Origin of the sequence: Halomonas sp. DP8Y7-3 (assembly GCF_019801675.1) — a bacterium.
In the GTDB taxonomy this organism is placed as follows: Bacteria; Pseudomonadota; Gammaproteobacteria; order Pseudomonadales; family Halomonadaceae; genus Halomonas; species Halomonas litopenaei_A.
The window spans coordinates 401,194-423,926 of the sequence record NZ_JAHVIO010000019.1 but is presented as its reverse complement, the minus strand read 5'-3'; the positions used below and the strand labels follow the sequence as shown (position 1 = coordinate 423,926).

The 22,733-nt window shown below is 58.4% G+C and carries 20 protein-coding genes and 1 tRNA gene; 10 read left to right on the top strand and 11 right to left on the bottom strand.

The window, feature by feature from the left end; all coding sequences use genetic code 11:
• Window positions 1-71 precede the first annotated feature (71 nt).
• The 3 genes from putA to KUV86_RS19495 all read right to left on the bottom strand — a co-directional run bounded on the left by putA (window position 72) and on the right by KUV86_RS19495 (window position 4,735).
• The gene (putA, locus tag KUV86_RS19505; RefSeq protein ID WP_222486283.1) at window positions 72-3,263 is read right to left on the bottom strand and encodes a bifunctional proline dehydrogenase/L-glutamate gamma-semialdehyde dehydrogenase PutA; all 3,192 of its coding nucleotides are present in this window, start codon (window positions 3,261-3,263) and stop codon (window positions 72-74) included.
• A gap of 159 nt (window positions 3,264-3,422) precedes the next feature.
• Window positions 3,423-4,271 (bottom strand): AraC family transcriptional regulator, encoded by an 849-nt coding sequence (locus KUV86_RS19500; protein ID WP_206943552.1) that lies wholly within the window; start codon window positions 4,269-4,271, stop codon window positions 3,423-3,425.
• A gap of 92 nt (window positions 4,272-4,363) precedes the next feature.
• Window positions 4,364-4,735 carry a hypothetical protein gene (locus tag KUV86_RS19495; protein WP_206943644.1) on the bottom strand — a complete coding sequence of 124 codons (372 nt, stop codon included), beginning with the start codon at window positions 4,733-4,735 and terminating at the stop codon, window positions 4,364-4,366.
• 277 nt (window positions 4,736-5,012) lie between these two features.
• Between KUV86_RS19495 and KUV86_RS19490 the strand changes: the two genes are divergently transcribed.
• The 5 genes from KUV86_RS19490 to KUV86_RS19470 all read left to right on the top strand — a co-directional run bounded on the left by KUV86_RS19490 (window position 5,013) and on the right by KUV86_RS19470 (window position 10,480).
• Window positions 5,013-5,930 carry a YeeE/YedE thiosulfate transporter family protein gene (locus KUV86_RS19490; protein WP_222486281.1) on the top strand — a complete coding sequence of 306 codons (918 nt, stop codon included), beginning with the start codon at window positions 5,013-5,015 and terminating at the stop codon, window positions 5,928-5,930.
• 231 nt (window positions 5,931-6,161) lie between these two features.
• Window positions 6,162-6,656, top strand: coding sequence for a phosphate-starvation-inducible PsiE family protein (locus KUV86_RS19485; RefSeq protein ID WP_222486279.1), 495 nt, complete (start codon window positions 6,162-6,164; stop codon window positions 6,654-6,656).
• Window positions 6,657-7,717: 1,061 nt separating this feature from the next.
• Window positions 7,718-9,409, top strand: a complete 1,692-nt coding sequence (locus KUV86_RS19480) for a glycoside hydrolase family 55 protein (RefSeq protein WP_222486277.1) — start codon at window positions 7,718-7,720, stop codon at window positions 9,407-9,409.
• 92 nt (window positions 9,410-9,501) lie between these two features.
• Window positions 9,502-9,801, top strand: a complete 300-nt coding sequence (locus KUV86_RS19475; RefSeq protein WP_222486275.1) for a hypothetical protein — start codon at window positions 9,502-9,504, stop codon at window positions 9,799-9,801.
• A gap of 214 nt (window positions 9,802-10,015) precedes the next feature.
• A complete protein-coding gene (locus tag KUV86_RS19470) occupies window positions 10,016-10,480 on the top strand; it encodes a M15 family metallopeptidase (protein WP_261397720.1) in 465 nt (154 codons plus the stop codon).
• Window positions 10,481-10,514: 34 nt separating this feature from the next.
• Here the strand turns inward: KUV86_RS19470 and KUV86_RS19465 are convergent, their stop codons facing one another.
• The 8 genes from KUV86_RS19465 to KUV86_RS19430 form a co-directional block, all read right to left on the bottom strand.
• A complete protein-coding gene (locus KUV86_RS19465) occupies window positions 10,515-10,910 on the bottom strand; it encodes a helix-turn-helix domain-containing protein (RefSeq protein WP_206943547.1) in 396 nt (131 codons plus the stop codon).
• 434 nt (window positions 10,911-11,344) lie between these two features.
• A tRNA-Gly gene (locus KUV86_RS19460) sits at window positions 11,345-11,418 on the bottom strand.
• Between the two features lie 269 nt (window positions 11,419-11,687).
• Window positions 11,688-12,941, bottom strand: a complete 1,254-nt coding sequence (locus KUV86_RS20115; RefSeq protein ID WP_222486273.1) for a PAS domain-containing methyl-accepting chemotaxis protein — start codon at window positions 12,939-12,941, stop codon at window positions 11,688-11,690.
• A gap of 279 nt (window positions 12,942-13,220) precedes the next feature.
• Window positions 13,221-13,562, bottom strand: coding sequence for an AzlD domain-containing protein (locus tag KUV86_RS19450; RefSeq protein WP_222163658.1), 342 nt, complete (start codon window positions 13,560-13,562; stop codon window positions 13,221-13,223).
• A complete protein-coding gene (locus tag KUV86_RS19445) occupies window positions 13,559-14,284 on the bottom strand; it encodes an AzlC family ABC transporter permease (protein WP_222163657.1) in 726 nt (241 codons plus the stop codon). The genes KUV86_RS19450 and KUV86_RS19445 overlap by 4 nt, the downstream gene beginning before the upstream one ends.
• A complete protein-coding gene (locus tag KUV86_RS19440) occupies window positions 14,281-14,847 on the bottom strand; it encodes a helix-turn-helix domain-containing protein (protein ID WP_224907450.1) in 567 nt (188 codons plus the stop codon). Before KUV86_RS19440 ends, KUV86_RS19445 begins: the two co-directional genes overlap by 4 nt.
• A gap of 995 nt (window positions 14,848-15,842) precedes the next feature.
• On the bottom strand, window positions 15,843-16,265 hold the full coding sequence (locus KUV86_RS19435) for a CBS domain-containing protein (protein WP_206943543.1): 423 nt from the start codon (window positions 16,263-16,265) through the stop codon (window positions 15,843-15,845).
• Between the two features lie 25 nt (window positions 16,266-16,290).
• Entirely contained in the window at window positions 16,291-17,757 is a 1,467-nt protein-coding gene (locus tag KUV86_RS19430) for a dihydrolipoyl dehydrogenase (RefSeq protein WP_222486271.1), read from the bottom strand.
• Between the two features lie 277 nt (window positions 17,758-18,034).
• Here KUV86_RS19430 and KUV86_RS19425 point away from each other — a divergent pair, with 277 nt between their 5' ends.
• The 5 genes from KUV86_RS19425 to KUV86_RS19405 all read left to right on the top strand — a co-directional run bounded on the left by KUV86_RS19425 (window position 18,035) and on the right by KUV86_RS19405 (window position 22,727).
• The gene (locus KUV86_RS19425) at window positions 18,035-18,676 is read left to right on the top strand and encodes a YqaE/Pmp3 family membrane protein (protein WP_206943540.1); all 642 of its coding nucleotides are present in this window, start codon (window positions 18,035-18,037) and stop codon (window positions 18,674-18,676) included.
• A 184-nt stretch (window positions 18,677-18,860) separates the two neighbouring features.
• Complete coding sequence (locus KUV86_RS19420) at window positions 18,861-19,730, top strand: DMT family transporter (RefSeq protein ID WP_222486269.1); 870 nt, start codon at window positions 18,861-18,863, stop codon at window positions 19,728-19,730.
• Between the two features lie 71 nt (window positions 19,731-19,801).
• Window positions 19,802-20,683: an NAD(+) kinase gene (locus KUV86_RS19415; RefSeq protein WP_206943535.1), complete on the top strand. Its 882-nt coding sequence runs from the start codon at window positions 19,802-19,804 to the stop codon at window positions 20,681-20,683.
• A 10-nt stretch (window positions 20,684-20,693) separates the two neighbouring features.
• Window positions 20,694-21,680, top strand: coding sequence for a metallophosphoesterase (locus tag KUV86_RS19410; RefSeq protein WP_222163716.1), 987 nt, complete (start codon window positions 20,694-20,696; stop codon window positions 21,678-21,680).
• Window positions 21,681-21,881: 201 nt separating this feature from the next.
• Window positions 21,882-22,727: a rhomboid family intramembrane serine protease gene (locus KUV86_RS19405; protein WP_222486267.1), complete on the top strand. Its 846-nt coding sequence runs from the start codon at window positions 21,882-21,884 to the stop codon at window positions 22,725-22,727.
• Window positions 22,728-22,733 lie beyond the last annotated feature (6 nt).

Below are 22,733 nucleotides of genomic sequence, written 5' to 3'. Positions count from 1 at the left end.
TCCCTGCGGTGTGGTGGCCTTCCCCGGGGTAACGGAGAAGACCACCGATGCCAGCGGCCGTGGCCGACCGGTCATTCGTCTCCCAGTGCCAGCAGCGACGCATTGCCTCCCAGCGCTGCAGTGTTGTTCGTTACCGTCTTTTCGGTCGCGAAGCGCAGCAGGTAGTGCGGCCCACCGGCCTTGGGGCCTGTGCCGGACAGACCTTGCCCGCCGAAGGGCTGAACGCCTACGACTGCGCCAATGATATTGCGATTGATGTAGACGTTACCAACTCGCATTTTCCGCGCTATTTCAGCGGCAAAGGATTCGTTGCGGCTGTGAACACCAAAGGTCAGCCCGTAGCCACGGCCATTGATGGAGGCAATGACCTTGTCGAGGTCCTTGGACTTCCAGCGCACTACGTGCAATACCGGCCCGAACTGCTCGCGCTCCAGGGCATCGATGCTGTCGATGTTGAAGGCGGCGGGGGCGATAAAGGTCCCATTGCGGGTGTGCTCAGGCTTCAGCGGCGTCTCACTGATCAGGCGTCCCTCGCCCTTGAGCTTGTCGATGTGTGCCTGAAGGTTACGAGACGCATCCTCGTCGATCACCGGGCCTACGTCAGTACCCAGGTCACGGGGGTCGCCGACGTGCAGCTCTGCCATGGCGCCATCAAGGATTTCCAGCACGCGGTCGGCAACATCGTCCTGCAGGTAGAGAACGCGCAGTGCCGAGCAGCGCTGACCGGCACTCTGGAAGGCAGAGTGAATCACGTCCGCAACGACCTGCTCTGGCAGGGCGGTAGAGTCCACGATCATGGCATTCATTCCCCCGGTCTCTGCCACCAGGGTAGGCAGTGCAGCGTTCTCACGCTCGGCCAGGGCACGATTAATGATCTGTGCTGTGTCTGTTCCACCGGTGAACACTACCCCGGTGATGCGAGGATCACTGGTCAGCACGCTACCCACGGTAGGTCCATCACCCGGCAATAGCTGGACGACGTGGCGGGGCATGCCGGCCTGATAGAGCAGCTCGACCACGCGATGGGCCACGATCGACGTCTGCTCCGCTGGCTTGGCCAGTACCGTATTGCCCGCAACGGCGGTAGCCACCAGCTGCCCACAGAAGATGGCGACAGGGAAGTTCCAGGGGCTGATGGCGGCGAATACCCCCTTGCCACCCATGTGCAGGCGGTTGGACTCGCCGGTTGGGCCGGGCAGATCAGTAGGCTCGGCAAACAGCTCTTCGGCGCGAACGGCGTAGTAACGACAGAAGTCGACGGCCTCGCGGATTTCATCCACGCCATCGGTCAGCAGCTTGCCCCCTTCGCGAGAACATAGCGCCATCAGTTCCGCCAGGTGCTCTTCCATCAGGTCGGCGAAGCGACGCAGGATATCGGCGCGCTGCTTGACGGGGGTGGCTTCCCAGTCGGGGAAGGCTGCCCAGGCAGCATCAATGGCTTTCTCCGCTTGTTCGCGGGTGGTCCACTGCACGCTGCCGACGGTCTTGCTGCGGTCATAGGGGCTGGTGACCTGATGCGTCTGTGCGGCGTCCTCGGCAATGTCGAAGGCCAGCAGGGGCTGGGCCTTGTAGGTGGTGTCCATGTGCGCGGACATGGCCTCCATCAGCGGCTGGTACTGACTGTTGATGGTCAGGTTGACGCCCTTGGAGTTGGGGCGATGGGCACCGTAGATGTCACGCGGCAGAGGGATCTGCGGGTTGGCGATGGTCTTGTACTGACGCAGGGTCTCGATGGGGTGTACGCAGAGGGACTCTACCGGCACCTTCGGGTCGACGAGCTGGTGCACGAAGGATGAGTTGGCACCGTTTTCCAGCAGCCGGCGGACCAGGTAGGGCAGCAGGTCCTTGTGTGCCCCTACCGGCGCATAGATGCGGCAGTAGGTGCCTTCGGGCGCGCGCTGAAGTGCGGCATCGTATAGCGCTTCACCCATGCCATGCAGGCGCTGGAATTCAAACGGTCTGCGCGTGTGGTTGGCCTGCTCCAGAATGGTGGAGATGGTGTGGGCATTGTGGGTCGCGAACTGGGGAAAGATGCGGCCCTTGGTGGCGTCCGACAGCAGGAAGCGGGCGCAGGCGAGATAGGCCACGTCAGTGGAGGCCTTGCGCGTATAGACCGGGTAGCCGTCGACTCCCAGCTGCTGGGATTCCTTGATTTCAGTATCCCAGTAGGCGCCCTTGACCAGACGCAGGGGGATTTCGTCGCCCTGGAAATCGGCCAGACGGTTGAGGTAGTGAAGGACCGGCAAGGCGCGCTTGGAGTATGCCTGTACGACCAGTCCGAAATGGCCCCAGCCCTTGCAAACGTCGCTTTCGTAGACGGCGCGGAAGACCTCCAGGGAGAGCTCCAGGCGGTCGACTTCCTCGGCATCGATGGTAACGGCGACGTCGTTCTCGCGGGCAAGTGCCGCGAGTTCCTTGACGGTGCCGACGAGCTCGTTCAGCACTTGCTCGCGACGGCCGAATTCGTAGCGGGGGTGCAGCGCCGAAAGCTTGATGGACACAGACGGTGCTGGGGTCTTGTCACCCAGCTGACGGCTGGTCTTGCCGACCTGACGGATGGCGGTGGCGTAGTCTTCGTAGTAGCGGCCGGCATCACGGCGAGTACGAGCGGCCTCACCCAGCATGTCATAGGAATAGGTGTAGCCCTTGTCGAACAGCGGCTTGGAGCGCTTGAGCGCTTCGTCGATGTCGCGGCCGAGGACAAACTGCTTGCCCATGACCTTCATCGCCTCAACCATGGCCCGGCGAATCACCGGCTCACCCATGCGATTGACCATCTTGTTGATAAAGCCGCTGGGCTTGCCATCCTTGGGCTTGTCCAGGCTGACCACGCGCCCGGTCATCAGAAGCCCCCAGGTAGAGGCGTTGACCATCCACGACTCGCTCTTGCCAAGGTGCGCTTTCCAGTCCGCGGGACCCAGACGATCTTCGATCAGCGCGTCCGCCGTTTCCTTGTCGGGGATGCGCAGCATGGCTTCAGCCAGACACATCAGCATGAGGCCTTCATGGGTGTCCAGGCTGTACTGCTGCAGCAGCTCGTCGATGGTATCTACCGCGGTGTCCATCTCGCGGACCTCGCGGACGAGTGACGCTGTCTTCTGTGCGACGCGCTCGATGTGCTCGTCCTTGCCATCGATCAGCGCGATCAGTTCACCCACATAAGCGTCTTCCGCGACCACGTAATGGTCGCTGATACGGGTAAAGAGGGTGTCCAGATCCTGCTGCCAGGTGGCGTTGTCGAGCATGTTGTTGGCGTTGAGCATGTCAGTCCCCAAAGAGTGAACCGCCAGGGGGCGGGAAGAGCGAATCGCGATCCGAGTCGCGAAACTTGGGCATGGTGGCAAGCCTAGGTGGCAGACATCTTTCATGCTTGCCATATCCACCGAAGGATTTGCTAAATCCCCGGTCCTTGTGTCTTAACCCTAGCCTTGTTGTGCAGTTTTGGCAGGCTGAGCCGTGTTGGCAGAGAGGTGAGCGTGATTCAACGCGGCAGCGCCGCTCAGGTGGCGTCGTGCTTGACTGGGCGGGTGACCAAAGTGCTTGCGGTAGGCACGTGACAGGGCGCTTTGATGGGCAAAACCCGTGAGGGCTGCAATCTCGGAAAGAGGCAGGCGGCTTCGCAGCAACAGCCGCTGTGAGGCCTGAAGGCGTCGGCGCATGACATATTGCCAGGGAGATAACCCTGTCTGGGCGCGGAAACGCTCGGTGAAGTGGGTTTCGCTGAGACAGGCGAAGGCCGCCAGATCAGCGACCTTGAAGCGCCTCGCCAGGTGATCATCGATGTAGCGGTCGAGGGCGCGCAGGTCGATGCGTCGGTGCTGGGCATTGGTTCCGCAGTCAGCCGCTAAGCGCGCATGAAGAGAGCCGAGAAAGGTCGTGGCGAGGCGCTCCTGGTGGAGCGCTGGCACCGGGCCTTCTTCGGCCAGATGGTCAAGCTCTGCCACCAGGAAATCCAAGTAGCGTCTCAGCGGTGCGTCCAGCGTAAAGAAGCGCGGAGCGTCGAATAGGCGCGATAGCTCGTGATGATGGCCGGTCAAGGCGAGGGCGTCATGGGGGAGGTCGACGATCAGTTGGCGGTTGTTGCCAGTGCCAGCGTAGTAGTGCAGGTGGTTGGCAGGAACGATGCAGCCACAGAAGGGCTCTATGGTGCCGCCAAGGCCCTCGATATCGAAGTCAGCACGACCGGCCAGGGCGATAACGATCTGGTGGTAGTCGTGAGAATGGTGTTGCGTCGCGGTGTCCAGGGGAATTCGCCTGATGGCGCTGCTCATCCCATGCCTCCCGCCTAGGCTCATGAAGGGGCTATCATAACTCATCGGTGCACAATTCTCATCGCACACCCGACTTTCGCTACGATCCTGGCTTACGGCTGCTGGCGGCGTTCCTGCAGACGTGTGTGAGCGGCCAGGTGGTCCCGCAATGCCCGCAGGTCCTCATGCCCAGCAGGGTCCAGCAGCGACTTGCCTCGACTGACGCGCCCAAACCGACCGTGCTCTTCTACCAGGTGGCGGGCCCGCCGTCGGATGCCTTCCAGATACTCGTCGTGGCGAATCGGATAGAGGATGACCGCGTTCCACTCATCTTCGCTGACTGTGCTGTCTAGCGCACGGTCGAACAGGTCCAGCAAGTGGCGGGGTTCCGTCCGATATCGCGGTGTACCCGATAACATCAGCACCGCAAGCACCGCCAGAAAGATAACCAAGCAGACGGCAAAAACGAGGAGAAACAAGGACAAGGTCATGGTGGAGCTGCGCAAGAGTGGTGGAAGCGAGCGACGCTGGGACAGCCTCTCATATCTTGGCGTGAATGTCCCGTGACGCGCCTACGCGCTGGAGGACTGTGGTACACCCATCGTGGATTGCATATTGTTACATGATGAATGAATGATCCTACGCAGGGCACATGCGTTGGCTCAGAGCGGCGGCATCACGGGAGACGGCCTGCCCGATGGATGACTCAAGGTTGCCTCTGTCGCATCCGTGGTGGGGATACCGAGACAACGAGGGGTGCTGATGGTCTTAGGGGTAACGCTGGTACTGGCAGTCCTGCTCGGTTGGCTGGCCCAGCGAACCGGGCTATGTATGGTCCGAGCGGTACAAGGCCTGCGCATGTGGCGCCCTGGACTGCTACTGACCATTCTGGGCTGTGGCGCCTGGTTCTGGATGATCAGTCCATGGTTGGTGCATTTTCCCCTGGGTGACGTGTTGATGCGGCATGCCGCCGGTTGGCCCTTCGTCCTGGGAGGAGGCTTGTTCGGCCTGGCAGCAGCGGTCAATCATGGCTGCTCGATTTCGACCCTGTCGGCGCTGGCCAGAGGCCAGTGGCATATGCTGGCCACTATTGCCGGCTGGGTCCTGGGATGGTGGCTGTTGTATTGGCTATCCCCCGACATCTCCTATACCACTCTGAACATGACCTTCGCGCCTGCCTGGTGGGCGGTGATGGGGGTCGTCGCGCTATCACTGCTTGCGATCTGGCGCCTTTCTCCTGGTCATCGCCGTATCTATGCTGGCGTGGTGGTGTTTGGCGCTATTGGTGGCGTACTCGGCGCGCTCGAACCCCACTGGTCACCAAGTCAACTGATTCGCGATGTTGCCCAGAGGCCATTGATGGAACACATGCCCATCGACTGGCCAAGCGTCTCGCGAGTGTTGATCAGCGTGTTGATCGTGGCGGGAATGATGGCTGCAGCGCCGCGTCGTGGACGCAAGGAGCCTGAGCCCTTCATGGTGGCGCGCTGGATGAAACACCTTGTCGCCGGGGTGGGGATGGGGGTCGGCGCTGCGCTGGCGTTAGGAGGAAATGACCTGCAGCTACTGATCGCACTCCCGGCCGGTTCACCCGGCGCGGTCGTCGCCCTCCTGTTCATGATATTGGGGATATGGCTCGGATTGGTGCTGGAAGAGCGTTTCACCCAGCGCTCCCGTTGAGGCGGCATACAGCAAACCTCTTGCCAGTGGCGGGTATGGGGAAACGTCTCAGGCAGTCACGTTGATACCTCTGACGGTAGGCCCAGGCCAAACAGACTACGTTCCTATTGATCATACGTGCGCCGCGCTACCGCCACGATAAACGGCCACCGACATCGCCAGCGCCAGCGCTATCGGCACTATCATCGGCACCGTTTCCCCAAGCCCCGCAATGCGGTTCAGAGGTGAACTATGACCACGACGCCAGGCGATACCTCCCAGAAGGATGTTTCGGATAAGCGCCAACAATTGATTCATGATGAGCTGCCTAAGGAGCATGAGGACCCCCTCATCAGTGCGCTGCATCGTATCATTCGCTTCGGTGTCAAGATCCTCGCTGTGCTAATGGTGTTTGTCATCCTCTGGGGCATTATTGATGTTGTCTATGTACTCTACCAACAGCTATCGTCGCCTCCGATACTGCTGCTGGAGGTCGGAGATATCTTTCGGCTTTTTGGCGCTTTTATGGTAGTGCTTATCGCGATAGAAATATTTATTAATATTCGCCTCTATCTGGGTACTGATGTTCTTCCCATTCAGCTTGTTATTGCGACAGCGTTAATGGCAATTGCAAGAAAGGTGATTGTCATGGATTTCGATGCGGTCACTCCCCAGTATGTGTTGGCAACCGCTGCCGTCGTGCTTGCGTTGGGAGTGACACACTGGCTAGTGTCTCGAAAGTACTAGCTAAGTCCGTCAAACCTCCATGGCAGCATTCGCCGCCGCTAGCCCTTGGTGCACACAAGTTCTTCTAAAGGGCCATAGGCTGACAAATGTCCTGAAGACCTTCGCCGCCATGTCAGTAAAATTCGCTCCATTGTTGAAGTATCGGTGAGGTGCTTACGTGGAAATATGTGGAAATTGTATTTTGTATAATACAGCTATTGGCTGGGCGTGAGAGTGTCATGAATCCCTATTCTTGTCGGTGAGAGCGGGCCAGAGGTAGGGGGAGGGAGCAAGCTTGTCGCTGGCCCGCTGCGCTGTGGGTTAGCATTGCAGTCGCATACAAGTTCGCATCAAGCTGCACATATCGTTTGGTGGAAGGAGTCTAAAAGCGGTGACCAAGTGAGGTAACGTGGCGCTATCAACGTGGGCTAGTCAGCCTACCATCTTGCGCGTCATACATCGCTCTGATGCTCGATGGTTCGAATTCCTATGTAACACACCCCGTCAACAAATCACTTTAAATGCATGGGCTTTCAGCAACTTATCGCCTTGACGTAGTGGTCTCCTGGCCGATCCCAGTGGTAGGTGAGTGTTATCTCATTGAAAAGTAAAGCGTGCTTTACCTTCAGGGCTTTACGTCATCATGATGGCCAAGGTGGAATGAATATACCCTTTGCCTTTCAGAGGCTTGTATATCTGCGTCTTGGTATCGCACTTATGGATTGTTTGCTAACTGGTGTGCTGCCACCTGGGTAAGTAAAGGATAGATGTAGCTACCCTGTTAGTGGTGGTGAGGTTTACAGTGTGTATTTCACATAATACATTTCATAGTGTCGCGTTATCAATGCGACATCATCATCGTGAAGAAGTCGGTATGCCACTGTCGGTTGGGAAGAGTGTTATTGAGCATTGGAGGGCATATCTCTGAAGCACGACCTTGCCAGTTTGACGTTGACCATGGCCAATGAAGCTAACGGGCAATGGAAAGGTGTGGTGCTGGTTGAACTGGCCTGGCAATAACTCGCCTGGCACCGGCGAGAAAACGACATTCGCGCTAGCGAGAATGTCGGGAGCGTACGGAAATGGCTACACACCATATTGATAAACTGTTGTCTGAAGGATCTCCGATTATTGTTCGTGATACCGTCAGGGCGCCAGCGTCGGCGCGGGCGGTTCACGCCGGGACTGTCGAGGTAGGAGATATCGGTAGCGTATCTGTCACGACACCTGCCGGCGGCGTGCCAAGGACCTTGGCCGAGAGATTTCACGAGTACATCAATGTGAAGGACTACGGAGCCGTGGCTGACGGTGTGACCGATGATGGTCCCGCCATTGCAGCGGCCATTGAGGCCGCGGGCATCGGGCAAACGGTGTACTTTCCCAGTGGCGTTTACCTTGTCAGTGCGCCGCTGCTGATCAACAAGGTGGTCTCTCTTAAAGGAGATGGGTCACGTTCAACCGAACTCGTTTTCTTGCAGGGTGGGATTACCCTAGGCACAACGACAGATACGGGAAGGGATACTGCTGTTATCTCGGAGCTAGGGTTTCTTGCCAAGTCGAGAGGCATTCATACTGGCTTAACGCTAGTGTCACATGACCAATCTGGTCCGAAACCCCCAGCCTTCTTCCTCCAAAACCTGAAGTTTCATGGGTTTGATACGTCTTCAGTGGGTGTGAATAATTACGAATGGAAGACGGCAATACGGATGGAGAATGCCGACAAGTCTATTCTTAGTTCTGTCTTTATATATGGTAAAGAGCGCTCCAGTATTGACAACTATGATACCAACACTATTGGCGTAGATGTCTGCAGTAGTACAGGAGTAGTATTCTCTAAAGTCGATGTCTATCGGATGAAGACTGGGTTTTCAATATCCGGACAGAGTGAAGGAGATAATTGGGTCGACGGAGTAGTGGTTGCAGCTAATGTGGGAATTCACTTCCATGACCTGATAACGCCATCGAATAATTTTAGTATACGTGGTGGGCATTATTCCTGTGAGCAGTATGGCATTTGGATGGAGGCCTCTCAAGCAGGTCTACACCATATGAGCAAATACAATAATATCTCTAACTGCTTTTTTCTTCAGCGGAGGTGTGATGGTAGCAGGGCTAACAGCACCAATGGCAAGGCAATGAAGGAGTATTGTGCACTGTTAATGACGACAAGTTACAGTACTCTATCTGATGTGGTGGTGTTGAGTAGCCTTGGCGATGACTTTCGGCCTGATCTCGACCAAAATCGCGGCATTCAGCTGCAGGGCGGGGAATGTAATGTCCTGTCGAACGTCGTGTGTGTTCGATCGGGTATATCGGTGGACACGATGGCGTCTAGAGATAATGTCATTACCAACGTGGTAACGGAAGGCGTTGTGGACTCAGCTGTCCAGGGAAATGCTCTGGAGCAGGGGCCCGGGGATGTCTCGCTGACACGCTCAGAGGTAAACGGGTGGTCGTTGTCTTCCCGTAATATTCTATTCTCAGTCGAAGCAGGGCCAGTGCTTAAGCTAATAAATGGTGCTGGAAAAGGGCAGGCAGTCAATCAGCTTGAGGCGTTTTCTACGGGGGCTGATAAGCGCTGGGTGGGTATCAGGGCAACGAGCACAGATGATGCCTATCCAGACCAGGATATCGCGCTCCTATCATCGGGAGCAGGGCATGTCAGGTTCGGGCGCTTTTCGCCAACTACCTCGGCGGCTATCACAGGATCCATCGAGATCAAGGATATGTCGGGAAGGGTCAGGAAACTGGCGGTCGTAGAGGATGTTCATTGACTAGACGGAGGGGCAGTCGCCACCTGACAGGTGATGGCTGCCCGCTGCACGTCTGCGGCATCTAGGTTGGACGAACCTCAGGAATATCAAAAATGGATGGAACTCATGATGCGGTGATGCTGCTTTATACCAGCGGCGCGGTAGCGCTTGGTTCCATCGTCAGATGGTTGGATAGCTTTCGCAAAAGAGACATTGCCAAGTTAAATGTGCCTCTTGTTGCAACGGAAGTCTGCGGTGGGATCCTGTTAGTGGTCGTAAGTATAGGATTAAGTGATTACTTCTATCTCAAGAATTGGACAGAAATCGCTGTGGCGGTGATGTTAGGAAGAGTCGGTCCATCCTTTATCGGCCGGTGGGCGATTCATCTGATCGAGCGTATGGTCGTCAAGTAGTTTGCATGGTTAGCCATGATAACCGTCGACAGCCAATCTAGGGCTAACGTACTGGTGTCGTGTGATCGAGGACTTCCTGGTTACATGTTTGAAGCCGACGGCACACAGCGCAGTGATTGATGAGGTGATAATGTTCGAGTGGTACGGTAATGCTAAAAAGTGATCTTGAATGAGTTTTTTGTATGTAAGTGATACGGTGATAGCAGGTGGTGTCATGATGACGACATTAGAGAGAAATAGCAGAAATACCAAAGGAAGTAGTGACTACAACGCTGGGCAGCACGACAGGCCTTCCGGTTTTTCGCTTGGGAAGCGGAGTGTCGATAACCTTGCCGGTGTTCATCCTGACCTGCAAGCGTTGGTGTACCGCTGCATTACGCTAAGTCAGATCGATTTCTTTGTGAATGAAGGCGTTCGAACGCTGGAGAGACAGCGATCATTATTGGCATTGGGGGTGACGAAGACGCTCAATAGCCGGCATCTTACCGGGCATGCTGTAGATCTTGTTGCACTCAAGGATGGCCGCGCCTCTTGGGAGTGGCCCGACTATCGGGCGATTGCTGACGCAATGAAAGCCTCTTCCTCGCGGCTGGGCGTACCCGTTGAGTGGGGAGGGGACTGGAAGAGTCTCAAGGATGGGCCGCATTTTCAGCTTCCATGGGAGTACTATCCCTTATAGTCGTTACACGATAACGCGCCAGGGGCTACATGTGTCATGTCGCCCCTTTTCTCTGATCAATCTTGTCGATCAGCTCCAGAAACTGAGTCAGCTGTGAGGCGGTCAGCTCTTTCTGAAAGGATAGCAAGTAATAGCCATTCTCTGTGTTTCGTATATCAATCCACTCGGCGTGCGGCGCTTTTTCATCAGCCTGTGTAATGCCGGTGAGTTCGCCCGGTGTTACTGCAAGAACCTTTGCCAGACGTGTTGCATACTCACTACTGGGTATAGACTTTCCTCTGGCATAAAGGCTGATGCAATTTCTTGGCATATTTGCCTTGCGAGCCAGCTCTGCCTGACTCCAGCCATGGCGATGCATCGCATCAAGCACGAGAGCCTGTACGCGTTCACGAAGATGTGATCTGGCGTCTTTTATGTTTTGATCACTCATATCTTTCCCCTTCCGATAGGTCGTCATTCAACGTTGCCGAGAAAAGGTGTTGTCAAACATTGGTGTTATTGAATATTAAGAGACGGATTTTGGGAGAACAAGCATATAACGGAAGGGGGCGGCCAGCACATTTCTTGAATATGCTAGTCGAGTGGCAGGCATCGGTACGGTAGGAATGATGGGGCCTTCACTATTATTTGGTTCAAGGAACTGCCATTCGTTGCGAGGTGGTGCAGGGAGAGATGATGCATGCCAGGAAGATTGGCGACATCACAGCTGCCTGGGCGACGGTACATTGATGACTCAATAATGCCGGAAAGGCGTTCGGTAGACACTGCGGAGTCGTGCAAACGAAGCGCTGCTTTTTGCCAATAGCGAGGTGTTGGTTAAACAAGGTAAGAGGTGGTGCGAGAGGACCGGGAGGACGAGGGCGCTGGAGCGGGTGAAGGGAATCGAACCCTCGTCTTAAGCTTGGGAAGCTTCTGCTCTACCATTGAGCTACACCCGCAAGGCGGTTTCGATAGTAATCTCAGTTGCTTAAGCCTGCAAGAAAAAGACGGGGCATGCCGGCTCCGGCCTATCATCACCGCGACCGCCTGGTCGCTATATGGCTGACGCGAGAGTCGCCTTTGTCGTCGATCTTGCCGCCGATGTTGCCGATATGCGGTCCTGTTCCAGCATGCAGGATGTGGCCCCTGAGGGTCCCTTTTACTGACGGGATGGCTGACAGAATACCTGGCAAAGGGCTCAATTCCGCTTCGCCAGGTTCTATGATGGTTAGAGCGCGCTTACCGCAGTGGAAGTGCGACGAGCACCCTCCATGATCTCTTCAATGACCTGCTGGGCGTCGCTGACGCTCGCTTGACTCGATTCACTGACGCTGACGATCTCGGTCATCTTCTTGCTGGCGAGGCGTATCCGCTCGTTGTTTTCGTGAAGTACGTCGGCGATTCTCGATGCCGCCTGGGTAGACCCCTGGGAGAGTGAGCGAACTTCCTGGGCGACCACGGCAAACCCCTTGCCGTGCTCGCCTGCTCTTGCGGCTTCCACGGCTGCGTTAAGGGCCAACAGGTTGGTTTGATGTGCGATGGAGGAAATGGATGCCGTAATGGCGTTGATCGCTCGCGTCTGCTCCTCTAAAGCGATCACGATGGCCTGGGTTGCCTTGATATCCGCGCTGGCCTGCCGGGCAGCGGCTACCGCTTGCTGGAGCTGCTCAAGCCCTCCTGCGGCAATCGACTCGGTCTGCTCTGCCGTGACGCGAGCCGCTTGTGCAGCAGCTTTCGCAGCATCCTCGGTTGCCACCGCTCGGGTAATATCGGTGGCGAATTTGATGATGCGACATACCCTGCCTGCTGCATCGGTCACAGGGTTGTAGGTGGCCTCCAGCCAGATGGGCTGCCCCGTGGCAGTGAACCGCTGGAACCTTCCCTGTTTGTAGTGGTTGCTGCTTAGCTCCTGCCAGAAGTGTGGGTACTCAAGGTAAAAGGCGTCGTCACAGAACATGCGGTGATGCTGGCCCTGAATCTCCTCGAGCGTGTAACCCATTGCCGACAGGAAGTTGGTGTTGGCGTTGGTGATATAGCCATCGGGAGTGAATTCGATCATCGCCATGGAGCCATCCAGGGCGTCGAGAATGGCACTTTGGCCGGCCGCTGAAAGCCGTTGCCGAGTGACGTTGCTGGCGATCTTGAGAATGCGCTTCACCTTACCCCGGCGGTTCTTGATGGGCAGGTAGCTTGCCTCTAGCCAGAGCGTATTACCGTCGGCATCGATGCGCTCGAAGGTACCGCTGGCAGGCTTGCCGTTGGCCAGTGCTTGCCAGAACGCCTGATAGGAAGGCGATGACACCACACTGTCAGGACATAACATGCGGTGATGCTGCCCTTTGACCTGCTCGAGCCGATAGCCAACCGTGCTGAGAAAGTGGGCGCTGGCGTCGAGGATGGTGCCGTTCGGGAGAAAGGTGATGCAGGCGGTGTGGCTGTTGAGCGCATATCGCAGCGCGCTTGTTCTTCTTGCCAGAACCATGGGAAAGCCTCGGAAGCGAAAAGGGGATGCTTCCGAGGTATCGGCGGCAGGGCGCAGGCCTGAAGGACTTTTCTTCCGATATGTCAGTTATTTAGGGCATATCAGGCAAAAATCACGCGTAAACGTTGCAAACGTCATCGGTGGCGATGTTGTGACTCACGCTTTGGCTGTGCTGCTAAAGTATTAGATAAATGAAGTTATTCATACTTAAGAATTAGTTTTGACGAGAAAGAAGAGGCAGGGTTGTCGTCCAGGCAGTGCACTGCTTGGCCGACCGCGTTATAGCCCCGACAACAGTAACGTTGCGCCATAGGTCGCGACGCCCATGGCGACTGGCCAGCCAAGGGATCGAGTCCGACGCCAGGTGATCAAGGTCGCCAGGACTCCCAGCAGGGTAGCGGTCCAACCAGCCAGGGTGTTCTGGCTCGGTGCAAGCGACACACCCAGCACGGCAGCGATCATCAGAGGCCCCAGTACAGACAGCCACTGTGGCAACGTATCGACGCCCGCTTCAGCGCTTGAACGCGACAGACGTTTGCGCATCCAGATGAGCGGCAGCATGCGCATCAGCAGGGTACCGACGGTGGTGGCGGCGACTGCCAGCCAGAGTTCCATGCTCATGCGCAGCGTCTCCGGGTGGGGGCATGCTTGACGGTGTAGAAGCACAGCGCGCCAGTCAAGGCGGCCAAAGGGATACCCGCATTGGCAATCCCGCCAAGGGCGAGGGCAAGACCGGCAAGCACGGTAACAACGGTGGCGCAGGCCCAGCGAAAGTTGCTCATGCGGGGCGCTACCAGAACCAGAAACAGAGCCGGCAAGGCGAACGGCATTACCTCGCCGAGCAATGGCCAGCGCTGGACGACCCACTCTCCTCCTATCGCGCCAGCGGCAGTTCCGGCAATCCAGGCGAACCAGGCGAGCAGCGCCGCACCGCTGTACCAGCCCAGCCGCTGCTCGCTGGCCAGCTGTGGCAAGCGTGTCAATGCCAATGCAAAGACCTGATCGGTCAGGCCATGCATCAGCGCAGGCCACCATCGGCTGGAAGACATGTGAGCCGCCAGATTGGGTGCGTAGACCACATGACGCAGGTTGATCAGCAGCGTCATCCCGACCACCAGCCACAGCGGAGCTCCTGCTGCTGCCATGCCGACAAAGACAAACTGGGACGCTCCGGCGTAGATCAGCGTCGAGATGGCGACAGCTTCCCATGTAGTGAACCCGGCCTGTACGGCCACCAGCCCAAAGGAGATAGCGATGGGAATGTAACCACCCAGCAGCGGAATGGCTTCGCGTACCCCGACCAGCCAGGCGCTCGCGGTCAACGGGGGAGAGGTGGTCGTCATGTCGGTACAGTCCTTGTTGGGTAGACGATGGTGACGATTGCCGAAGAGGCTTGATCCTCGGTGGCGTACAGGTGAGGGCCGTCTGCAGCAAAGCTGTGGCTGTCGCCGGGTGCTAGCGTCCTTGTCAGCTCCTCTGCGCCGGTGCAGAGGCTGCCCGAGATCACGGTGATGGTCTCTCTAACGCCTTTGGGGTGACCGAGACTCCAGCGTTCTACCTGAGCGTCCAGGTGCATCCAGTAGACATCGACGCTGGGGCGGTCGTGTCCCTGGTCGATCAATTGGATCTGCACGCCCTGGTCGTCGAGTACAGCAGTGACGGGCTTGATCAGCGTGCCGAAAGGCACCTCCAACTGTGCCGCCAGTCGCCAGAGGGTATCCAGCGTGGGATTGCCGTTTCCCTGCTCCAGACGACACAGATTCGATTTAGCAATCCCTGCGTCGTTAGCGAGACGTGACAAGGACCAGCCTCGGGTTTCCCGCAACTGCTGAAGGTGGCGACCCAGGGCCTCAGCGTCGATAGAGGCTTCCGGCATGGGGTCCAGGCGGAGGTGGTCGTCAATCATGGGCGCGTTCCATTAGGCGATCGCTCGATGGATGAATCACTGTGACGTTACCGTGTTCGCTCAACGAAGCGTTCGTCGCTTAGGCGCTCGAAGAGTAGAGCGTTCGATAAATAGAACGTTCGATAAATGGAACATAGCCGTCTTTGTGCCGTGTCGTCAACGTGGACGCTGAGCTGTGTTCCGCCGCCGCTCTGAATGCTGGCAACAAAACGGCGCAGGGGGCGTCTCTGCCCGCCTGCGTTGATACCCACCTGTGTTAGTGCCCACCTGCGCTGGTGTTGGCGCCTCGCGATACGAACGATGGGTAACCGCCCGTCGCAGCGGTGGAGATCACCCCCCAGGAGCGTCGGCGGGTAAGCCCTTTATAGCGGCGTTGATGTCGCCATCTACCATGGTCTGGGTACGCAGTGGGAGGGGAGGGTGAGGTCCGTTCGTGCGTTTCTGTGCTGGTTTTGCCAGAAAGCAGGAAAAAAAAATTCTGGTGAAAGGAGAACTTTTCTGGTGACGACTGTCATATGTGGTACAGACAGCATGCGCGATGGCAGTCGTTAGCAGTGTTGATCTGGTTTGCTAAATCGATCGTTGCGCCCCATGGCTTCCATGGGGCGTTTTTTTTGCGCCAGCTGAGCCATGGGCGTGCGCCGACGGTAGGTCGACAGAGACCAAGGTTGGCTGGCCAAGGGCTTATGTCCCAGGGCTTATAGCCAAGGGCCTGGCGCGAATGGCGGGAGACGAGGGGCAAGCAGCCTTTTGCGCACAGCCGGACGACAGGATAATAGACCGGCATGAGTCCTGCCATAAGACGTTGCTCAAGGCATCGTGGGCTGGTTTGGCGCCAAGGGCGGGGCGAGAAGGTCTGGGGGGAGAAAGGAAGGGCGAGAAACGAAGGGCCGAGCAAGCAGCACGCCATCTTTCGTGGGGCTGCGATGGGGGACTGAAACCCTCTCCCCCCACAGGGGCGACCCAGCAGGGGAAGAGGACAGTCAGCAAGTGCGTCAGGCGCTACGTTGATGACGACGCATCGATAGCACCGCGTTAAGCACGTCGCGACGTGTCACGATGCCGACGAGCCGGCCCTGTTCGGTCACCGGGTAGACCTTGGGCTTAGCACCGAGCATTTCCTGGGCCAGGTCGACGATGCTCTTGGTGGGTGACACTGAAAGGACTTCGTTGCGCATCAGTTCACTGACCAGTGGGGCTTCATGGTCCAGATACAGGCTTTCTATCACCTTGCCGAGTACGTCCTGCTCCGAAATGAAGCCGACAAGGTGATCGCCGCTATCCACGACCGGTGCACCTGGCAATCGATGCAGCGCCAGTCCTTCCGCGAGGGTAGAGATGGACGTCTGGCCGCTGACGCGGTAGCAGTCCTTCGACATGATGTCGCGGACGATAGATGGAGGTGCCTTGTGTGGCATAGCCGCTCTCCTGTGTGCTTGACCGTCAAGCCCCGGGGCCGCATTCCAGACAGCGCTCGGTGATGGCTGGACCTCTGCGCAGGCTGACATTCAGATCCCTCAGCGCAGTTCTCAGGCCTTCCTCCACCACCGGATGGTAGAAAGGCATTTCCAGCAGACGGTCAACGGTCAGTCGTTGGTCGATGGACCAGGCCAGCAGGTGGCCCAGGTGTTCCGCCCGAGGGCCGAACATTTCCGCGCCGAGGAGAATTCCTGTGCCGTGTTCAGCGTAGAGCCGCAGCTTGCCCCGGTTCTGACGCATCACCGTGGAGCGTCCCTGATCCTCAAAGGAGACCTCTCCGATGGCCACGTTGCTCAGGTGTTCATCCCGACGCTTCAGTTCAGCGTAGCCCATCCCCGCGCTTGCCATCTGTGGATCGGTAAAGACAACTGCCAACGGTGTGCGTCGCCGTCCGGCTCGGATCTCCGGGTAGCGACCAGCATTGTCTCCAGCGATACGTCCTTCATCGGAGGCCTCGTGCAGCAAGGGCAGGTCCTGATTGGCATCGCCGGCGATAAAGATCGGAGCCGCTTGGCCGTCATCAAAGCGACACTGCATGGTAAGCCGGTCAAACAGCGGTACACCGCGCTCGTTAAGCTCGAGCCCCGTCTTGTGAAGGTCCAGGCGATCCACATTCGGTCTGCGTCCCGTGGCGGCCAGCAGGTAGTCGAAACGTTCGCTCTTTTCGGTGTCGCTGTCGCGGCAGTGGAAGGTCACCACCACCTGGTCTCCCTCACGCGCTACGCGTTTGACCGTGGCATCCGGATCCAGCGGGAAGTCGTCATTGAAGGTTCTGTCGGCTACCTGCTTGAGCTCAGGGTCACCCAGCGGACCAATCGCCCCACCCACGCCGAACATGCGCACCCTGACGCCCAGATGACGAAGCGCCTGGCCCAGTTCAAGCCCGATGACGCCGGGACCAAAGACCACCACCGACTCCGGTAGATCCTGCCACTCGAACAGGTCGTCATTGATGATCAGTCGATCACCTGCACCATTGAGGAAATCGGGCCAGGAAGGGCGAGAGCCGGTGGCAATGACAATACGCTTGGCCTTGATGCGCGTGTGCTCGCCCACCACCAGCGTGGTGGCATCTTCAAAGCGGGCCGCTCCCAGGATGCGATCTTCGTCCTCGATGCGGGACATTGACGACATCACGCTGCCTACGAAGCGGTCGCGCTCACGTCTCAAGCGTTCCATCACTGCCCGGCCATCGACGCTGACACCGCTGACCTTGATACCGAAGCCTTCGGCGTCGTTGGCTTGGTGCGCCACATCGGCTGCCGATATCAGCAGTTTCGACGGCATGCATCCCACCCGCGCACATGTCGTGCCGAATGCCCCCGACTCGATCAGCACCAGCTTGTCGGTGTGCTGGCGGGCTGCGTGCCAGGCGCCGAGTCCGGCGCTTCCTGCACCGATAATTGCGATATCGACCTGTCTTTCCTGCATGATATGTCTCCTTGAGCGATGGCAGCCTGGGGTAAGGGAACCCATAGGCACAGCCTCTATCAAAAAGGTAGGACAGGAGGTACTCATTGCCCCATAGATCAGGCGTCACTGTTACATCGAAGCCTGCATTGGCACACTTGCACGATCAGACCCGTGACGGCCCTCGATGAGGTTGAGGGTGCTGGCGTGACAAAGGGCGGCGACACAGGCGCCTTGCCGCGTCGATCATTGGGCTCCCGTGCCGATGACCATGACAGAATGAGGAGGAAACGGATCCGTGGATGCGCGTGAATATCTAGCCCGTAAAGGGCTTGATGGCGAACGAGATCGAGAGCGCCCCAACACCCTGGAAGAAAAGGCCTGGGATCGTGCTCGTGAGTCCAACGACCACCGTCCCAAGGCGGGCACGCCCCATGACTGGGAGGACTGGGAGCGCTATCACGAGGTGCTGGCTGAGGGCGCGGATCGGCTGGAACAGAAGATCGACGTTGATGCCCATCGTCAGGCGTCACCGACCGAAGCCGACAAGCCATCGTCACAGGCGTCGGGGGTGGAGCAATACCTTCCCCCGATAAAGCAAGACGGGGGGGCCGAGGAAAAGACGTCGAGTGAGCCAGCCACAGATGACGCGGCCTCGAACACACCCACCGCAGAGGCCAACCAGCATGGGGTAAGTGATACGGACAGCAAGGCCTCGGGTAAGGCGACCAATAGTGAGTCCCAAGTGGCATCGGCCTTGATGGCGTCTCCGGCAGCCAGGCTCGCGCTGATGCTGCTGGTGCTGTTGGTCCCTCCACTGGCCGTCGCTGTCACTGAGGGTGGGGCGCGCCGCGTCTCCATTGCCTTTCTGCTGACCTTGCTGGGTTGGTTGCCCGGCGTGTTGTATGGCGCCTGGTGGCTGAAGCGCATCAATCACTGATGCCAGCTCACCGCCACACCCGCTGAGGCTAAGGCGACAGGCGATGACGTTCTAAACTGACAGCGTGGGCGCTGCGGCGCTGCGCTGGAGGTGTTGTGGACTTCATCGCGTTCGTCGGATCTGTTCAGCGCTTGCTGGGTATCGCGTATACTCCCGTAAACTTTTTAGGCGGAAGGAGTTTACGGTGGGCTATCTGGTCGTGGTCACTGTCCTTTGGGCATTTTCGTTTTCGCTGATCGGTGTCTATCTCGCCGGCCAGGTAGACAGCTATTTTGCCGTGATGCTGCGCGTCAGCCTGGCGGCACTGGTCTTTCTGCCCCTGCTCAAGCCACGCCTGCTGGCAGGTCAGCAGCGCCTGATCCTGATGGCGCTGGGTGCCGTCCAATTGGGCGTGATGTACATCTTCTTCTATCAATCGTTCTTGCTGCTGTCGGTACCTGAAGTCCTGCTGTTCACCATCTTCACTCCGCTTTACATCGCTGTTCTGGACGACCTGGCGTTTTCCCGATTCACCCCTTTTCACCTGGTCACGGCGGGCTTGGCGGTGTTGGGGGCGGCGGTCATTCGCTACCACGGCGTCAACGAGGACTTCTGGTTGGGCTTTCTTGTCGTCCAGGGGGCGAACCTCTGTTTTGCGCTGGGCCAGGTCGGTTACCGGCGGCTGTCCGCGGCGCTTCCGGAGGAACTGCCGCGTCACAGCGTGTTCGCCTGGTTCTACCTTGGTGCTGCCTGTGTGGCGCTGCCTGCCTTTGCCCTGTTGGGCGACAGCAGCAGCCTGCCCACGACCTTGACCCAATGGGGCGTATTGCTGTGGCTGGGGCTGGTTGCCTCAGGGCTCGGCTTTTTCCTGTGGAACCTGGGCGCCGTCAGGGTGGACGCCGGAGCCTTGGCCATCATGAACAACATGCTGATCCCCGCGGGCCTGATCGTGAACCTGGTGATCTGGAATCGCGACGCTGACCTGCCGCGCTTGCTGTTGGGTGGCGCGATCATCGCCGCCTCGCTGTGGCTGAATGGTTGGTGGCAGCGGCGTCGAGGCCAAGCGTTGGTGTAAGCGTCAGGCCTCGTTTGCCCCGCCGCGTCCCCCTCGCCATAATGAGCGGTCGTCAAGGGAAGGATGCGTGGATGCAATCGTTCAAGAACATCGGGCTGATCGGGCGCCTGGGCAGCGCCAAGGTGGTCGAGACCCTGAAACGCCTGATTCGGTTTCTGGATGATGGCGGGTACCACGTCATCATTGAAGATCGCACGGCGTCAGCGCTGTTGGAAAGAGGCCATGCCGAGGCCAGTAGACGCATGCTTGGCGAGCTGTGCGACCTGGTGATTGTCGTCGGTGGCGATGGCAGTTTGCTGGGAGCCGCGCGCACCCTGTGTCGCAGCGGAACCTTGGTGCTAGGGGTCAATCGAGGCAGGCTGGGCTTTCTGACCGATATCTCGCCAGACGAGCTGGAAGCCCGGGTAGGGGAGGTGCTGGCGGGCCATTACGAGGTCGAGCAGCGCTTTTTGCTGGACGCCGAGCTGTATCGTGGTGATGCGTTGGTCGGCAGCGGCGATGCGCTGAACGAGATCGTGCTGCACCCGGGCAAGGCGGTGCGCATGATCGAGTTCGAACTGTTCATTGATGGTCAGTTCGTTTACAGCCAGCGTAGCGACGGTCTGATTGTCGCGACACCCACTGGATCTACCGCCTATGCGATGTCCGGTGGCGGCCCGATCATGCATCCCAAGCTCGACGTGGTGACCCTGGTCCCCATGTTTCCCCATACCCTGTCGAGTCGCCCCATCGTCATCGATGCCGATTGCGAGATCCGCTGTCATATCGGTGAGACCAACCAGACCTACCCGCACATCAGCTGCGATGGGCAGACCCGTGCCGTCGCCAAGCCCGACGATGTCCTGGTGATTCGCCGCAAGCCTCAGAACGTTCAGCTCGTACACCCCCTCGGGCACAATTTTTACGACGTCCTGCGCAGTAAGCTGGGCTGGAGCAACAGGTTGGGAGACTGAGGTGAGTCGACTGGACGGTTACGATCTGATCGGCGATGTGCACGGCTGCGGGGCGACCCTGGCAACGCTGCTCGAGCGTCTTGGCTATCACCTGCGCAATGGCGTCTATCGCCACCCCCATCGCAAGGTCATCTTCCTTGGCGATCTTATCGATCGCGGACCGCGTATTCGCCTGGCGGTCACCATTGCGCGACGCATGGTGGAGGAGGGCGAAGCCTACATTGTGCTTGGCAATCACGAAATCAGCGCCTTGACCTACACCCAGAAGGCGCCGCCAGGCCATGGCCGTGAATGGCTGCGTCCGCATACGCCTCGTCATAACCGCATCATTCGGGAGACGCTTGAGCAATATCGCGATCATCCCCAGGAGTGGGACGATGCTCTTGCCTGGTTCCGAGAGATTCCGCTGTATCTGGAGATGGATGGCATTCGTGTCGTGCATGCCTGCTGGGATACGGCTCTGGTCCAGGCCTTTCAGCAGCTACGGCCTGACGGGCGTGTGGATCAGGAATTTCTGCTTCGCGCCTCCCAGCATGGCACCCTCGAGTCGCGTATCCTTGAGCGCCTGACGCGTGGCGGTTCCATTCCATTGCCTGAGGGCATTGCGATTCATTCTGGAGACGGCTTTACTCGACGCAGTTTTCGCACCCATTTCTGGGCAAACAGCCCCGTCACCTGGGGGGATGTGGTGTTTCAGCCGGACAACCTGCCCGGCGATCTCGAGAGTCGTCCACTCAGCGATGCCGAGCGTGCCTCCCTCAGCTACTATGGGCCCGATGAGCCACCGCTGTTCATTGGCCACTACTGGTGCGAAGGAATACCGGCGCTGCCAGCCCCCAACGTGGCCTGCCTGGACTACAGTGCGGTGAAGTACGGACGCCTGGTCGCCTATCGCTACAGCTTCGAGTCGCGACTCGATGCCAACCATTTTGTGTGGGTGCCAGTGCCTCGAGATGTCAGTCAGCGACCCCTGCCGAGGGAGATTACTTTCGACTGATACAAAGCGTTACATTAAATTTTGCCGACGAGTTGAACCCTTTGGGCAAGTGGACGTCTGAATAGGTGTTCCCTTGAATGATCCCTTGCTCTTGTCCGGCGGCCCCCTCCGCCGGACTTTTTGTATGCGCAGCATTTGTATGGGGAAACCCGTACACAGGCATGACGTGCAGCGCGTTTATCGCCACTCCATGGAGACGCCATGTATCGGGTCTTGCTGATACCACATGAGATCGACACCCGCGAACTGCGTCAGGCGCTGTGGGCGCAGCGCATCAGCCATCGCATCACGCAAGACGAAGAGGGACAAACCCTGTGGCTGGCCGATCTCAAGCAACGTGATGCCACGGCCGAGCTGGTCAGGCGCTGGCAACAGGGTGAGGCGATGCCTCCGCCGACAGCCTCGAGGTCGCGTGGCCAGGTAGATTGGGCGTTGCTGTTGCGTCAGCATCCGGTGACGCTCGCGACGCTGGCGCTGTGCGTTGTGGTATTTGCAGCGATCGCCGTGTGGGGAGACATGGTGCTTGCCTGGTTGGCGATCGTGCCGCTGGGCATCAGTCAGGGCGCCCTTGCTGTCGGTACCATTCCTGACGCCCTGGCATCGGGGCAGGTGTGGCGGCCCTTGTCGCCGATCTTCCTGCATTTTGGCTGGATGCACCTGGTCTTCAACATGATGTGGTTGTGGTACTTCGGACGCCAGGTAGAGCGCCTGAATGGGCCAGGAAGAATGCTGTTCATCGTCGTGCTGGCGGGGCTGGCGGGCAACCTAGCCCAGTATGCCACCGGCACGGTGCTGTTTGGTGGCATGTCCGGCGTCGACTTTGGCCTGCTGGGGTATGTCTGGTTGATGTCTCGGCGGGCTCCCAGCAGCGGCTTCTTCGTGCCCCAGATGCTGGTGGTGTTCATGCTGGGCTGGATGATCTTCACCATGACCGATCTGGCGGGTTTCGTCGGCTTTGGCAATGTGGCCAACGAGGCTCACCTGGGCGGATTGCTCGTGGGGCTGCTGCTGGGCTGGTATCATTCACGCACATCACGCCGACACTAGAGCGAT

Coding starts and splice junctions, on each gene's coding strand:
- putA (WP_222486283.1), bottom strand. CDS start 3,263: ATGCTCAACGCCAACAACATGCTCGACAACGCCACCTGGCAGCAGGAT.
- KUV86_RS19500 (WP_206943552.1), bottom strand. CDS start 4,271: ATGAGCAGCGCCATCAGGCGAATTCCCCTGGACACCGCGACGCAACAC.
- KUV86_RS19490 (WP_222486281.1), top strand. CDS start 5,013: ATGGTCTTAGGGGTAACGCTGGTACTGGCAGTCCTGCTCGGTTGGCTG.
- KUV86_RS19485 (WP_222486279.1), top strand. CDS start 6,162: ATGACCACGACGCCAGGCGATACCTCCCAGAAGGATGTTTCGGATAAG.
- KUV86_RS19480 (WP_222486277.1), top strand. CDS start 7,718: ATGGCTACACACCATATTGATAAACTGTTGTCTGAAGGATCTCCGATT.
- KUV86_RS19475 (WP_222486275.1), top strand. CDS start 9,502: ATGGATGGAACTCATGATGCGGTGATGCTGCTTTATACCAGCGGCGCG.
- KUV86_RS19470 (WP_261397720.1), top strand. CDS start 10,016: ATGATGACGACATTAGAGAGAAATAGCAGAAATACCAAAGGAAGTAGT.
- KUV86_RS19465 (WP_206943547.1), bottom strand. CDS start 10,910: ATGAGTGATCAAAACATAAAAGACGCCAGATCACATCTTCGTGAACGC.
- KUV86_RS20115 (WP_222486273.1), bottom strand. CDS start 12,941: ATGGTTCTGGCAAGAAGAACAAGCGCGCTGCGATATGCGCTCAACAGC.
- KUV86_RS19450 (WP_222163658.1), bottom strand. CDS start 13,562: ATGAGCATGGAACTCTGGCTGGCAGTCGCCGCCACCACCGTCGGTACC.
- KUV86_RS19445 (WP_222163657.1), bottom strand. CDS start 14,284: ATGACGACCACCTCTCCCCCGTTGACCGCGAGCGCCTGGCTGGTCGGG.
- KUV86_RS19440 (WP_224907450.1), bottom strand. CDS start 14,847: ATGATTGACGACCACCTCCGCCTGGACCCCATGCCGGAAGCCTCTATC.
- KUV86_RS19435 (WP_206943543.1), bottom strand. CDS start 16,265: ATGCCACACAAGGCACCTCCATCTATCGTCCGCGACATCATGTCGAAG.
- KUV86_RS19430 (WP_222486271.1), bottom strand. CDS start 17,757: ATGCAGGAAAGACAGGTCGATATCGCAATTATCGGTGCAGGAAGCGCC.
- KUV86_RS19415 (WP_206943535.1), top strand. CDS start 19,802: ATGCAATCGTTCAAGAACATCGGGCTGATCGGGCGCCTGGGCAGCGCC.
- KUV86_RS19405 (WP_222486267.1), top strand. CDS start 21,882: ATGTATCGGGTCTTGCTGATACCACATGAGATCGACACCCGCGAACTG.